The following is a 12,848-nucleotide window of genomic DNA, read 5'->3' on the forward strand; positions in this document are numbered from 1 at the left end:
TTTAAAGGATTCTACACTGTTAAGATAATCGGCAACGGCAGATAACTTGGTTTCTAAAGAGTATTTCGTCATAAAAAACTACACCTCCAATTGTTAGACTGTGTCTAACAATTGGGGTGCAGTTCATTATGGCGATGCTTTTTTCTCATTATGAGTAAGATACATTTGTATCTTTTTCTTCTACCACAGCAGACTCTTCTGCACCTTTTTTACGATCAGAAAGCTTGATTTTCTGCAAGAAAATCGTAAATACGGCACCGACCACAATAAAGACTAATCCTGTTAGGAATACGCTATGAAGTGAATCTACTAACGATGTTTTTAAAATAGGTACAATGCTATTAGAGAATGCTTCTGGCATTTGTTTTAACGCTTCTGGACTAAACAGCATTGAATATAGACCTTGCGGATCTGTATGAATCATATCTTTAAACTTCGTTACCATCTGCCCTGCTTCTGCTGGGAATGTATTTAAGACAGGCACTAATTTATTTGTTAATGTTGTACCTGAAGTATTATTCATAATAGAGCCTAAAATCGTAATCCCGAATGTTCCCCCGATTTGACGGAAGAATTGACTAGAAGATGTTACAACGCCAAGATCTTTTTTTGGAAAACTTTCTTGTAATGCTAATGTTAATGTTGGCATTACAAGCCCCATTCCTAAACCGATAATACTCATATAAGAAGTTGCAACGAGCTTACTTGTATGCATATCCATTGTCGTTAGCAGCCAAAAACCACCAGCCATAATGAGCATCCCTGTAATAATTTGTGGTTTCACGCCAACCTTTAATACGAGCTGACCACCGATAATACTCATCACAATCATTGTAATCATCATTGGTGTCATAATTGTTCCAGATTCAGCAGCACTTACGCCGACAATCCCTTGCATAAAGAATGGTACGAACATAATTGCTCCAAACATTCCAATACTCATAAAGAAACCAATCGCATTCAATAGTGTAAATGTACGGTTCTTAAAGAAATGCATTGGTAAAATTGGCTCTTCTGCCTTCGTTTCAATAATAACGAAGCTTACGATACCAATGATAGCAAGTGCAAATAATCCAATGATTTGCCAAGAATCCCAAGCATAGTCTTTCCCGCCGAATGTTAATGCAAGTAATAAACTTACAACACCGAGAATCATTGTGAAAATACCAGCAATATCAATTTTAATTGGTCCTGTTTGTTTATGTGATTTTAATCCCATTGCAATAAAGATTGTCGCTAAAATACCAACTGGTAAGTTAATGTAGAATACCCATCTCCAGTTCACAGCATCAACAATCCAACCACCTACTTGCGGTCCAATTACAGATGCAAGACCATAAAGAGCTCCGAAAATCCCTTGCCATTTCGCACGTTCTTTTCCTGTAAACATATCCCCGATAATAATCATTGCCATTGGCATCATAATACCGCCACCAAGGCCTTGAATACCGCGGAAAATAATTAACTCGGTCATACCGTTTGCCATACCACAAAGGGCTGAACCAACCATGAAAATAACTAATCCTGTTATATACACGTTACGACGTCCTAATAAGTCAGCTAACTTCCCTGCAATTGGTACAACTGTCGTTGACGTTAGCATATATGCTGTTGTTAACCATGTCATTAAGCTTAATCCGCCTAATTCCCCAACAATGCGAGGCATCGCTGTACCGACAATTGTTCCGTCTAATGCAGCGAATACCATCGCAATGACTAGACCGATTAACAACAGCTGTCTATTTTGATTGTCTTGTTGTTCCATGTAATCTCCTCTATTCTCTTTAGTTTGTCTCTTGATTCTCAGATGATTTGCAAATAATCATTTCTAACTTTTCAAATAAACGTAATAAATCTTCTCGCTCTTGTAATTCTAATTGTGAGAAATACTTTGCAATATGCTGATTACGAGCAGCCATTGCCTCTTCTAATGTAGCTTTCCCCTTCTTCGTTAACTCAATGATAACAACACGGCGATCATCTTTGTCGTGATAGCGAAGCACCAATTCTTGATCAATTAAACGATCAATCATCACTGTAATTGCACTTGGTTTCACGTACATTTTTTTCGCCAGCTCTGTAGCTCTTGCTGCACCGTAATGATCTAAAATTTTTAAAATATAAAATTGCGGTGGTGTAAGTCCTGATTTTTGCATTTGTTCTAGTAACTCCGTTTGCATTTTCTTTCCTATCGAAAATGCTAGAGCTTGAATTTTATCAATATGAGTCATATCATTTTGCATGTTATCCACCTCTTATTTAAACAAATAAATATTTAACGTTTTTAAATATTAAACCTTATAATTAATTTCGTCAATAATTTTATTTCATAAAAACGTTTACAATTTTGTCACAAAGTTGTATACTTTGTGACGAAGTTAATAGCGAAGGTCATGGAGAATTAGAGTATACGACTATGGAACATGGAAAGAACACCTTTCTATATTTCATGGTCTTTTTTGTTTGCCATGGTGTTAAATGCTTACAATAATAGAGGAGGATTTTAGGCGATGTTTTTAACTAATTTATTTAAACCTGCGCCACATACAGATCGCTTGCCTGCTGATCGTGTTGATAGCGAATACCGCAAACTGCGCTTGCAAGTGTTTTTAGGAATTTTCATTGGTTATGCAGGTTACTATCTTGTTCGCAAAAACTTTTCACTCGCAATGCCTTATCTTGTTGAACAAGGATTTAGTAAAGGAGAACTTGGGGTTATCCTTTCTGCCGTATCCATTGCATATGGCTTAAGTAAATTTATAATGGGGATTGTATCCGATCGTTGTAACCCCCGCTATTTCTTAGCAGCAGGGCTATTTTTATCCGGTATCATTAATATTATTTTTGGTTCGTTCTCATTTATTACAACAAGTATTTTACTTATGTTTGTTCTTCAATTTTTAAATGGCTGGGTACAAGGTATGGGCTGGCCTCCATGTGGTCGCACAATGGTTCATTGGTTCTCTATTAGTGAACGCGGTACAAAAATGTCCATTTGGAACGTTGCCCACAATGTTGGCGGTGGACTTATGGGACCACTTGTAACACTAGGGCTATTCTTATTTGCTGGTAGCTGGCAAAGTACTTTCTACTTCCCAGGTATTTTTGCAATTTTAGTTGGGATCTATGTATTAATTGTAATGCGCGATACACCACAATCTTGTGGATTACCACCTATTGAGGAATATAAAGGAGAATATCCTTCAGGTGAAAAAGTAGAAGATCGTGAACGTGAGCTTTCAGTAAAGGAAATTTTATTCACGTATGTATTAAACAATAAATTTTTATGGTACATCGCTATCGCTAACGTATTCGTATATTTCGTACGCTACGGCGTTGTAGACTGGGCACCCACTTATTTAGTAGAAGAAAAAAGCTTTACTCATAGTAGCTCTCGTACAGCATACGCCTTATACGAATTTGCTGGTATTCCAGGTACACTCCTTTGTGGATGGATGAGTGATAAACTCTTTAAGGGACGCCGTGCACCTGCTGGTATTTTATTTATGGTTGGTGTATTCATTGCCGTTCTTGTTTATTGGTTAAATCCAGCTGGTCATCCAATCATTGACAGCATCGCGCTTGTTGCAATTGGTTTCTTAATTTATGGACCAGTTATGTTAATTGGATTACATGCCCTTGACTTAGCACCAAAGAAAGCTGCCGGAACGGCTGCTGGTTTAACAGGTTTCTTCGGTTATCTTGGTGGTGCTGCATTTGCTAGTGCGGCAATGGGCTTTATTGTAGATGCTTTCGGCTGGAACGGTGGTTTCATTCTATTACTTGCATCTTGTGTGCTTGCGATTGTCTTCCTTGCTCTAACTTTAAATACAGGATCATCAAAATCACAGCAAGCTTAAACGAGTCTTTTTCTTAAAAACTTCTATGATGAAGTAAAGAAATAAAATAGCTCTTAGCATATACCTTAATGCTAAGAGCTATTTTTTATTTCTGTCTAATGATATTACATGGCAAACTATAACAATCATTTCCCTTCTATTTACAACATTACTTTTATTAAAACATTTGCTGAAACATTTTCACAGCAATCGCCAATATCACTGAAGTAGCAAAGCCCCCTAAACAAATAAGACTTACTCCTTGACTATATGACAGATTTTGAAATCCTTTCATTTCTTTCATCCTCTCATGTATGTATTTGATATCTTTATTTTATCCATGGAGGCAATTTTATAACATCGATTTCGCTAACAACTGTCTTACAAAATTGTAAGATTTAATCCTATAAAAAACAGACAACATTTCTGCTGTCTGTTACTTCACAATCATCACCGGGCATTTCACTCGTTTTGCTATTTTATGACTCACGCTACCAAGCACCATTTCTTGCAATGTATTTAATCCCCTGCTCCCTACAATTACGAGATCAATGTCTCCTGTATTTACGTATTGAATCAGTGTATCGCCTGGATCACCATGTAAAATCGTAATTTTATAAGAAACTCCTTCTCGTTGTAATAAAGTTTCAATTTCTTTTAATCTATCTTTTCGACTAGCTGAAATTGTTTCTATATTTGTTTGTCCCTGTATAATATCTGATTTTGCCGTTCTATTATCTACTACGTATACAACTTCAACGTTTATTTCCTTACTTAATGTAGCGATGTGCGTTGCATGCTTTGCTGCGCGCATTGCGTGTTCTGAACCATCACATGCTAGTATAATTTGCTTGTACATATGCCGAAACCCCTTTCGTAGTCATACTCGTATTATAGTACAAAAACCTCCCTTTCGTTCATTCGAAAGGGAGATTCATAACTAGCTAGATAAATTCATTTTGATTTGCAGGTATATAAGTCGCTGCTAGGAAAAACAAAAGGTAACCTACACTCGTTTTCTCTCTCTGTCTTCACTTGGTATGGGGCAGGAAGAGGAAAGAGGATCTGACCGCTTCTATGCATGGCCAGATCCTCTCTCCCACCTAAAAAGAAAGGGGTGTGTCGGTGTTTTCATTTGGATTTATATAGCAACTTTATTCGCTGCTTCTTTCTGTTTGTAAGTAGCTAGTTTCTTAACAAGTTGTAAACTGCGCTCATTTAGTCCAACTATATTTACTTTCACATTATTTTTCTCATACTTCATAGCAACTTTATCAACTGCTGCTACAGCTGAATCATCCCATACATGGGCGTGTGTAAAATCAATTTCTACTTCTTTTACATCTTCTTTGAACTGAAACGCATTTATAAATGCTGTAGTAGATGCAAAGAAAAGTTGTCCCTGAACAGTATATATCTTTTTCTCTCCAACAGAAGAATGTTTCACGTGAATCTTTGCCATATTTGCTGCAAATAATACGGCACTTATTACCGTACCGATAATCACACCGAGCCCTAAATTATGTGTTACAAGAACAATTGCAACCGTTACAATCATAACAAACGCGTCACCTTTTGGAACTTTATGAAGAGTAAATACAGAATTCCAATCGAATGTTCCAATAGAAACCATAATCATAATCGCAACTAATGCCGCAATTGGAATATGAACAACATAGTCACCAAGAACGAAGAGCAATACAATTAAAAATCCACCCGCTACAAATGTGGATAAGCGACCTCGACCACCTGATTTCATATTAATAATAGATTGTCCGATCATCGCACACCCTGCCATTCCACCAAAGAAACCAGCAACAATATTCGAAATTCCTTGTCCACGTGCCTCTTTATGCTTATTACTTGATGTATCTGTCATATCATCTAAAAGAGATGCTGTTAATAGTGATTCTAGTAAACCTATAACAGCTAACATAATCGAATACGGTAAAATAATAGCTAATGTTTCTAACGTAAATGGCACATCTGGAATACTGAAAAACGGTAATTCAGTTGGTAAACTGCCCATATCACCAACTGTACGTAACTGAAAACCTCCTAATAACGCAATACTTGTCACAACAATAATAGCAATAAGCGTAGAAGGCACTGCTGTTGTAATACGTGGAAATAGATAAATAATTGCGAGTCCTAATGCTACTAACGCATACATTTGCCAGTTTGCACCTTTAAAGTGTGGCAATTGTGCTGTAAAAACTAAAATCCCTAACGAATTTACAAATCCACTCATAACAGAACGCGGAATAAATTTCATGAATGAACTTAGCTTTAACACTCCAAAGATAATTTGAACAATACCCGTTAAAATCGTTGTAGCAAACAAATACTGGAGTCCATGATCTTTTACAATTGTCACCATCAACAATGCCATCGCACCTGTTGCCGCAGAAATCATTCCCGGTCTTCCGCCCACAAACGAAATTGTTACAGCAATACAAAATGCAGCGTATAGTCCAACCATTGGATCTACACCTGCAATAACGGAAAAGGCAATCGCTTCAGGAATTAATGCTAATGCAACGACCATTCCTGAGAGTACATCACCTTTCACATTGGAAAACCATTCAGTTTTTACTGTTTGTAACAAAATAACACCCCTCTATTCGTCTTATTCTTTTGATTTCCTCCATAAGAAAATCGGACCGACTGCACGAGAGCTATTATATAATAAATGTCAGATTTTCTGCTATGAAAAAGTTTCCCAAATATAAAAAGACGCTGCTCACGCAGCGCCTTTTTATTTAATGTCCACCATGTCCCCCACCATTTTCTTGAACAATCTCTAACTTCTCGTCCAGTATTCCTTGTGTTTCAAACGAAATATCCTCCGTATTCCCTAATAAAAAACCATGATTATATGGTCCTAATGTTGGATCATCCTTAAACTTTGGCTGGATTGTTGCCAATAAATCATACACTGGTTGTGAAACCTTTCCTTTACCTAATAACAGAACCGGTGCGTGTTTCCCCATATGCGAGAATGGCGCCCCAGCAATTGCTAAATCAGGCGTTTCTGTTGAAACAAAGGACACTCCATGCCCTGGTTTTTTGAATCCCCAACCAAATTTTGTTTTTTCATCTTTAAACTTTGCAAAGGCGATAGAGTTTTCAGTTGGAGTCTCTCCACTAATGCGTGTTACTTTACCATGCTTACTTAACTGCTCTTCTACCTCTTTTGAAATGATTATTTCTGGCCCTAAAACATATATATTCGCCTTACCTTTTCTTGCTTTTAATGCCTCAATTGTAGCCTCTGGTACCTTATCTTTTATTACATATAAAAGAGATTCTGGCATATGAGCAATCCAGTTCACAGCAGGTGTTGTATATAAACGTCCTTCTTCTTCAGAAGAACCAATAATGACGCTTTCCGGATACTTTCCTGTTATATCCGCATATTCTTTATCAACATTTTTCGCAAATACAGCTGGATCTGTTTCTTTTATTTGTTTTACTTTATATTCTTTTAATTGATCTAATGTAGAAGGTTCTACATCCCCCATCACCATAATTTGCGTTCCCTCTTTTGTTCCAAGCGGATTTAATCGTTTAATTTCTTTTAACGTCGCCTCTGGAATATTTTCTTTATTCATAAATAAAATAGGTCCATTGTTTGGATGGTGGATAAGATCTGCACTAGCAATTCCAAGTTGCCACTGATTAGCTGGCACCAAAATCACTGCTCCTGGCTGATTTTCTTTATGAGTTGCTGGCCATATCGTTTGTGATGTTAATACTGCCATTTGAACAGGGTCATTTGTGTTTAATCTTGTTATATTTTTTAAACTTGTTGTTACTACATCACTAGATGCATTTGCATTCATTTCTTTCGGCGCCATCGCTTCATGATTCATTTTCATATCTTTTTGATTCTCATTCTTTTTTTCTTTTACTTCTTCGTTTTTCTTTGTTTCTGTATTCGTTTGACCACACGCTGCTAATCCAAGCGCAGCAACTATTGTTACACTCAAAATCCGAGCTGTTTTTTTCAAAAAAAACGCCTCCCCATTTTTATCGTTTGAGCCTACATTCTTTACCTAAAATATAAATTTCAACTATAAGATAACAAGCAATTCTGAAGAAATTATGCAGATGCATGATAATCTGCACCATTTCTTGATGATTTTGCATTACACTTTATATAACGAATACAAATACGGAGGTATTCTATGATTGATATCCTACTCGTAGATGATGAACCAAGAATGTTAGAATTGTTAACCCTTTATCTTACTCCTAGAGGATATAACTGCATTTCTGCGAATTCAGGACAAGAAGCTATTTCCTATATAGAAAATCAAAGTTTTAAGTTTGTTCTTCTCGATATTATGATGCCAAAAATGGATGGATGGGAAATATGTAAAAGGATCCGTTCATTTAGTAACGTTCCTATCATTATGGTAACCGCTCGTGATCAAACGATAGATGTTGTTCAAGGTTTAAAAATTGGGGCTGATGATTATATAACAAAACCTTTTCATGAAGATGAACTGTTAGCACGAATTGAAGCTGTATTGCGACGTAGCAATCAGCATGAGCAACTAAAATATAGAGGGATTTTGTGGGATGAAGCAAAGCACTTTATTTCCGTTCATGGACAAGAGGTTTTGCTTACACCAATTGAATTCTCTTTACTTGGATTATTTTTACGTCACGTAAACTATGTACTGAGCCGCGATCAGCTTATTGAGCGAATTTGGGGGCTAGATACAAATACAGAGGATCGCACAGTGGACTCCCATATTCGTAATTTACGTGATAAATTGCGAAAGAATAATTTTCCAATTGATGAACATTTAAAAACCGTGTATGGTGTTGGCTATCGATGGATGGACACTGAAAATCAAGGAGCTACGCGATGAAACGAATTTCTGTTCAACTCGGATTTTATTTTTTAATTGTTACGCTTTTAATCGAAACCGTCCTGTTTGCACTGCTCCATTACAGCCTTGTCAATACGAGAGTAAATGAAGAAATGACAGCATTATTAAAGCGAGGAAATAGCCACCGAGATGTACTTGAAAAACATTTCGATTCCCAAACAATCTCTCATGTCGCTTTAATGGAGTCAGAAGCTGAAACAAAGGTTGTTATTACAAACGCTCATAAAGAAATATTAGCAAAATCTAATGATATAGATTCCACTATAAAAAGACACATTGTCGAAATGATAACAAGTTCAGATCATAACGGAACAATCATAGAAAACCACTGGAAAACATCTAATTATATATGCACAGTTAGCCCAATAATAATAGAAGGAAAAATACAAGGTTATGTTTATATGTTTCTCGGCACAAGTTCTATTAAACAAATGATTGCAGGTCTTACAAAACAATTTCTTGTTGCTGGTGTCATTACATTTATTTTAACAGTCATTACAATATTTCTTCTATCACGTCTGTTAACCAAACCGCTTCTTCGTATGAAGCATGCTACTGAAAAAATGAGTCATGGTGATTTATCCGTCTCTTTAACGAGTACTCGAAATGATGAAATTGGTGAACTTGCACAGTCTATTCAAACACTTGCGAATGATTTACATTATATGAAAAAAGAGCGCAGTGAATTTCTAGCAAGTGTCGCCCATGAACTAAGAACACCCCTAACTTATGTAAGAGGGTACGCGGATATCGCCATGAAAAATGGCACGCTTCCTGAGCAGCGCCAAAAATATTTATCAATTATAAAAGATGAAGCTGATTACATTACAAATTTAGTACAAGACTTATTTTTACTCGCACAAATGGAAAAGCATAACTTTTCTATTCAAACAAAGGAAGTACACTTACAAACTTTTCTTTCTCGAATTGTTACGAAAGTGAATATAATGTATGAAGCAAAGCACATCAATGTTTCTTCAACATGCCCTTCTTCACTTTCTATAGCTCTTGATGAACAAAGGTTTGAACAAGTGATCATCAATATTTTAAATAATGCGTATACACACTCACCTGAATATTCTCGAATTATAATTTCTGTTACAGAGTATAAAACACACATTAAACTCTCAATTCAAGATACAGGAGAAGGAATTCCAGAAGGAGATATCCCACATATTTTCGAACGATTTTATCGCGTTGATAAAGCAAGATCTCGTTCTACTGGCGGCACTGGATTAGGACTCGCCATTGTCAAAGAAATAGTCGAACTACATGGCGGAGCAATTACTGTTACAAGTGAAATAAATCGTGGATCTTGCTTTACTATTTCATTGCCAATCAGTATGTAAAAAAGCTTAAGAGAAATGCTCTTAAGCTTTTTTACATACTATTTGCTATATCGCTTCTTTTGTTGAATAAAAAAATGCGAACTAATTCCTGTAAGAGTACCGCCTACTATACTTAAAATCATTCCTAAAACTACTGAATTTAGTGATAAACCAATACCAACCATCAACATAATTAACCCGACTAACATCATAATTATTCCTTTTTTGGGCATGCAACATCACTCCCATTCAGTAAATCTTTATTCTCTGCCCTTTTCCTAACTATACGCTACTGGTACTGGAAGCAAACTATCTATTCCAAACCCACGTTATTGATTTTGCTGACGCTGTTGTTTTTAGAATTTTTCATGCCAGGGAATTGATTGCCCAATTCATTCGACACTACAGATTTTTTCAACTTGCCACTCTATCGCTTCTTTTAACAATTTCCTCGTCTCTTCAAAATTATAATTCTTATCTTCACTATCCATCGACTGTTCCATATAAAATTCAGCAAATGATTGTTCTTTAAATCTTGGTACAACATGCATATGATAATGCGTTAATTCATTAAAGATACCACCATTTTGACAAATTGTAATTCCATCCGGTTTATAGATTAACTTAATAGCCTTTGAAATAAGTTTAGACGCATCCATAATCGCATTTTGAGTATCCGTATCCAGCTCATCCAATTCTAGAAAGTGTTTCTTTGGAACGATTAAAGTATGTCCTATGTTAAATGGAGCATGATCCAAAAAACAAGTCACATAATCATTTTCATATATCTGGTATACAAACTCCTCATGATTTGCTAATTTACATCCTAGACATTCAATATTGCGATTCATCTAACCACCCCTTTTTAAGCATAACAAAAAATAAAAATGCGAGAGTAAAATCTCTATGATCTTACTCTCGCAAAAGCTTATGAGCCAATTAATTCAACTGTTTCCGTAATTTTTATACTATCTTTCACAGATTGAGCAATCGTACAATTCTTCACCGCAAGTTCTAACGCTTTTTCTAACTGTACTTGTGTAATCCCCTCTGCTGTTATTTTATAGTGCAAATGAAGACTTTCTACCGGCCTCGGTAAAACTTCACTTCTTCCAATTTCAGTTTCAATTGTAAACGTATCATATGTAATACGCTTCTTTTCTAAAATTGTCCGAAATACAATTGCACTGCATCCTGCAATAGAGGAAACCAGTAATTCTAACGGTGTATGTCCACTTTCTTTCCCGATAGACAATTGACCATTTGAAAATTCTGCTTCAATATCATCATGCTTGATTGTTAGTTTCATATGTTGTTCCCATCTCCACTTTCGTAATTTGCTGCCGCTTTCTATTTATATAATAATACACGTAGCAGAAAATGATAAATGGAATGCCGCAATAAAGTGCCATACGTTGTTCTGGAATAAACGCTAAACTAATCACAACAATACTATTTGTAATTAACGCTAAAATTGGAACAATTGGATATAGCGGTGTTCTATATTTTAAGTCTTCTAATTTCCCGCCACCCTTTATGTACTGGCTTCTAAAGCGAAGTTGTGACAATGCAATGATAATCCAACTTGAAACAGCCGATAAGCCAGCAATAGATAATAAGTACATATATACTGTATCTTCTGCCAAAAAGCTTGTTAGTAAAGATAATGCTGCTACTGCAATTGTAACTACTAATGCTGTAATCGGAATACCACGTTTATTTACTTTTTTGAAAGAAGCCGGTGCCATTCCTTCATTTGCAAGTGACCATAATATACGAGTTGCTGCATATAATCCTGAATTTGCTACAGATAATAATGCAGTAATAATAACAAAGTTCATAATATCTGCTGCATATGGAATACCTATTTTATCGAATACAACAACGAATGGACTTTCAATAACTCCTGCGTCTTTCCATGAAATTAAACCTACTAAAATCGTCATTGTTAAAATAAAGAACAACATAATGCGCCATACTGTATTACGAATTGCACGCGGGATTGTTTTTTCCGGCTCTTGGCTCTCCCCTGCTGCAATTCCAATTAGCTCTGTACCTTGGAACGAAAAGTTAACTGTAATCATCGTAAGAAGTACCGCAGCAAGTCCGTTCGGGAACAGCCCACCATCGCTTACAAAGTTAGAAAAAAGAGGTGCTGCTTCTTTTCCGTCATACGGTAAAAATCCAAATAATGCACTACCACCAAGAACAACAAATGCGATAATCGTAATAACTTTAATACTTGAGAACCAAAATTCTAATTCAGCATAACTCTTTGCTGAGATAGCATTTGACATATATAAAATCACCCCAAATACAAGACACCATACCCAGACATCGACATGTGGAAACCATCTTTTCATCATTAAACCGATAGATGTTAACTCTAAACCAACTGTAACCGCCCAGCCAAGCCAATATAACCAACCGATCATAAATCCTGTTCCAGGACCAATAAACTTCGTCGCATATTTTTGGAAGGAACCTGAAACTGGCATCGCTACCGTTAGCTCCCCAAGGCAAAGCATTGTTAAATACATAATAAATCCACCGACTAAATAAGAAAGAATCGCTCCCCCTGGTCCTGCTTGGTTAATGGTATATCCTGATCCAAGAAAAAAGCCTGTTCCGATTACACCTCCAAGTGCAATCATAAATAAATGTCTACTCTTCATCGTACGATGTAATTTCTCGTTCGTTGTTTGCTGCATCGTAATCCTCCCCTATAAAAACCCTCTATCTCTTTTTAAAATTTTCTGATAATAAAAATATACACG

General features: G+C 36.2%; 13 protein-coding genes. 3 read left to right on the top strand and 10 right to left on the bottom strand.

The window, feature by feature from the left end; genetic code table 11:
- Nucleotides 1-148 precede the first annotated feature (148 nt).
- Complete coding sequence (locus AAIE21_RS19170; RefSeq protein ID WP_343268245.1) at nt 149-1,765, bottom strand: MDR family MFS transporter; 1,617 nt, start codon at nt 1,763-1,765, stop codon at nt 149-151.
- A gap of 19 nt (nt 1,766-1,784) precedes the next feature.
- Nucleotides 1,785-2,243, bottom strand: a complete 459-nt coding sequence (locus AAIE21_RS19175; protein WP_343268246.1) for a MarR family winged helix-turn-helix transcriptional regulator — start codon at nt 2,241-2,243, stop codon at nt 1,785-1,787.
- A gap of 267 nt (nt 2,244-2,510) precedes the next feature.
- Between AAIE21_RS19175 and glpT the strand changes: the two genes are divergently transcribed.
- Nucleotides 2,511-3,860: a glycerol-3-phosphate transporter gene (gene glpT / locus AAIE21_RS19180; protein ID WP_343268247.1), complete on the top strand. Its 1,350-nt coding sequence runs from the start codon at nt 2,511-2,513 to the stop codon at nt 3,858-3,860.
- A 157-nt stretch (nt 3,861-4,017) separates the two neighbouring features.
- Here glpT and AAIE21_RS19185 read toward each other — a convergent pair whose 3' ends face one another.
- The 4 genes from AAIE21_RS19185 to AAIE21_RS19200 all read right to left on the bottom strand — a co-directional run bounded on the left by AAIE21_RS19185 (nt 4,018) and on the right by AAIE21_RS19200 (nt 7,852).
- Nucleotides 4,018-4,143, bottom strand: coding sequence for a DUF4027 family protein (locus AAIE21_RS19185; RefSeq protein ID WP_343268249.1), 126 nt, complete (start codon nt 4,141-4,143; stop codon nt 4,018-4,020).
- A gap of 132 nt (nt 4,144-4,275) precedes the next feature.
- A complete protein-coding gene (locus tag AAIE21_RS19190; protein WP_343268250.1) occupies nt 4,276-4,698 on the bottom strand; it encodes a universal stress protein in 423 nt (140 codons plus the stop codon).
- A gap of 282 nt (nt 4,699-4,980) precedes the next feature.
- Nucleotides 4,981-6,447: a SulP family inorganic anion transporter gene (locus AAIE21_RS19195; protein WP_343268251.1), complete on the bottom strand. Its 1,467-nt coding sequence runs from the start codon at nt 6,445-6,447 to the stop codon at nt 4,981-4,983.
- 154 nt (nt 6,448-6,601) lie between these two features.
- Nucleotides 6,602-7,852, bottom strand: coding sequence for a cell wall-binding repeat-containing protein (locus AAIE21_RS19200; RefSeq protein WP_343268252.1), 1,251 nt, complete (start codon nt 7,850-7,852; stop codon nt 6,602-6,604).
- A 177-nt stretch (nt 7,853-8,029) separates the two neighbouring features.
- On the opposite strand from AAIE21_RS19200, the gene AAIE21_RS19205 reads away from it, so the two are divergent.
- Together AAIE21_RS19205 and AAIE21_RS19210 are read left to right on the top strand one after the other, a co-directional pair.
- Complete coding sequence (locus AAIE21_RS19205) at nt 8,030-8,722, top strand: response regulator transcription factor (protein WP_343268253.1); 693 nt, start codon at nt 8,030-8,032, stop codon at nt 8,720-8,722.
- Complete coding sequence (locus AAIE21_RS19210) at nt 8,719-10,092, top strand: sensor histidine kinase (protein WP_343268254.1); 1,374 nt, start codon at nt 8,719-8,721, stop codon at nt 10,090-10,092. Before AAIE21_RS19205 ends, AAIE21_RS19210 begins: the two co-directional genes overlap by 4 nt.
- Nucleotides 10,093-10,130: 38 nt before the next feature.
- Here AAIE21_RS19210 and AAIE21_RS19215 read toward each other — a convergent pair whose 3' ends face one another.
- From AAIE21_RS19215 to AAIE21_RS19230, 4 genes are all read right to left on the bottom strand, one after another.
- Nucleotides 10,131-10,280 (bottom strand): TRADD-N-associated membrane domain-containing protein, encoded by a 150-nt coding sequence (locus tag AAIE21_RS19215; RefSeq protein WP_343268255.1) that lies wholly within the window; start codon nt 10,278-10,280, stop codon nt 10,131-10,133.
- A gap of 183 nt (nt 10,281-10,463) precedes the next feature.
- Nucleotides 10,464-10,910 (bottom strand): HIT family protein, encoded by a 447-nt coding sequence (locus AAIE21_RS19220; protein WP_343268374.1) that lies wholly within the window; start codon nt 10,908-10,910, stop codon nt 10,464-10,466.
- A gap of 89 nt (nt 10,911-10,999) precedes the next feature.
- Complete coding sequence (locus AAIE21_RS19225) at nt 11,000-11,380, bottom strand: OsmC family protein (protein ID WP_343268256.1); 381 nt, start codon at nt 11,378-11,380, stop codon at nt 11,000-11,002.
- Nucleotides 11,358-12,782: an amino acid permease gene (locus tag AAIE21_RS19230; RefSeq protein ID WP_343268257.1), complete on the bottom strand. Its 1,425-nt coding sequence runs from the start codon at nt 12,780-12,782 to the stop codon at nt 11,358-11,360. Before AAIE21_RS19230 ends, AAIE21_RS19225 begins: the two co-directional genes overlap by 23 nt.
- Between the last annotated feature and the right edge of the window lie 66 nt (nt 12,783-12,848).

Origin of the sequence: Paenibacillus sp. 102, assembly GCF_039549175.1 — a bacterium.
In the GTDB taxonomy this organism is placed as follows: domain Bacteria; phylum Bacillota; class Bacilli; order Bacillales; family Bacillaceae_G; genus Bacillus_A.

What these genes read in the sequence shown, in the direction of transcription:
- AAIE21_RS19210 (WP_343268254.1), top strand. Translation starts at nt 8,719, where the DNA reads ATGAAACGAATTTCTGTTCAACTCGGATTTTATTTTTTAATTGTTACG.
- glpT (WP_343268247.1), top strand. Translation starts at nt 2,511, where the DNA reads ATGTTTTTAACTAATTTATTTAAACCTGCGCCACATACAGATCGCTTG.
- AAIE21_RS19230 (WP_343268257.1), bottom strand. Translation starts at nt 12,782, where the DNA reads ATGCAGCAAACAACGAACGAGAAATTACATCGTACGATGAAGAGTAGA.
- AAIE21_RS19205 (WP_343268253.1), top strand. Translation starts at nt 8,030, where the DNA reads ATGATTGATATCCTACTCGTAGATGATGAACCAAGAATGTTAGAATTG.
- AAIE21_RS19225 (WP_343268256.1), bottom strand. Translation starts at nt 11,380, where the DNA reads ATGAAACTAACAATCAAGCATGATGATATTGAAGCAGAATTTTCAAAT.
- AAIE21_RS19190 (WP_343268250.1), bottom strand. Translation starts at nt 4,698, where the DNA reads ATGTACAAGCAAATTATACTAGCATGTGATGGTTCAGAACACGCAATG.
- AAIE21_RS19175 (WP_343268246.1), bottom strand. Translation starts at nt 2,243, where the DNA reads ATGCAAAATGATATGACTCATATTGATAAAATTCAAGCTCTAGCATTT.
- AAIE21_RS19215 (WP_343268255.1), bottom strand. Translation starts at nt 10,280, where the DNA reads ATGTTAGTCGGGTTAATTATGTTGATGGTTGGTATTGGTTTATCACTA.
- AAIE21_RS19185 (WP_343268249.1), bottom strand. Translation starts at nt 4,143, where the DNA reads ATGAAAGAAATGAAAGGATTTCAAAATCTGTCATATAGTCAAGGAGTA.
- AAIE21_RS19170 (WP_343268245.1), bottom strand. Translation starts at nt 1,765, where the DNA reads ATGGAACAACAAGACAATCAAAATAGACAGCTGTTGTTAATCGGTCTA.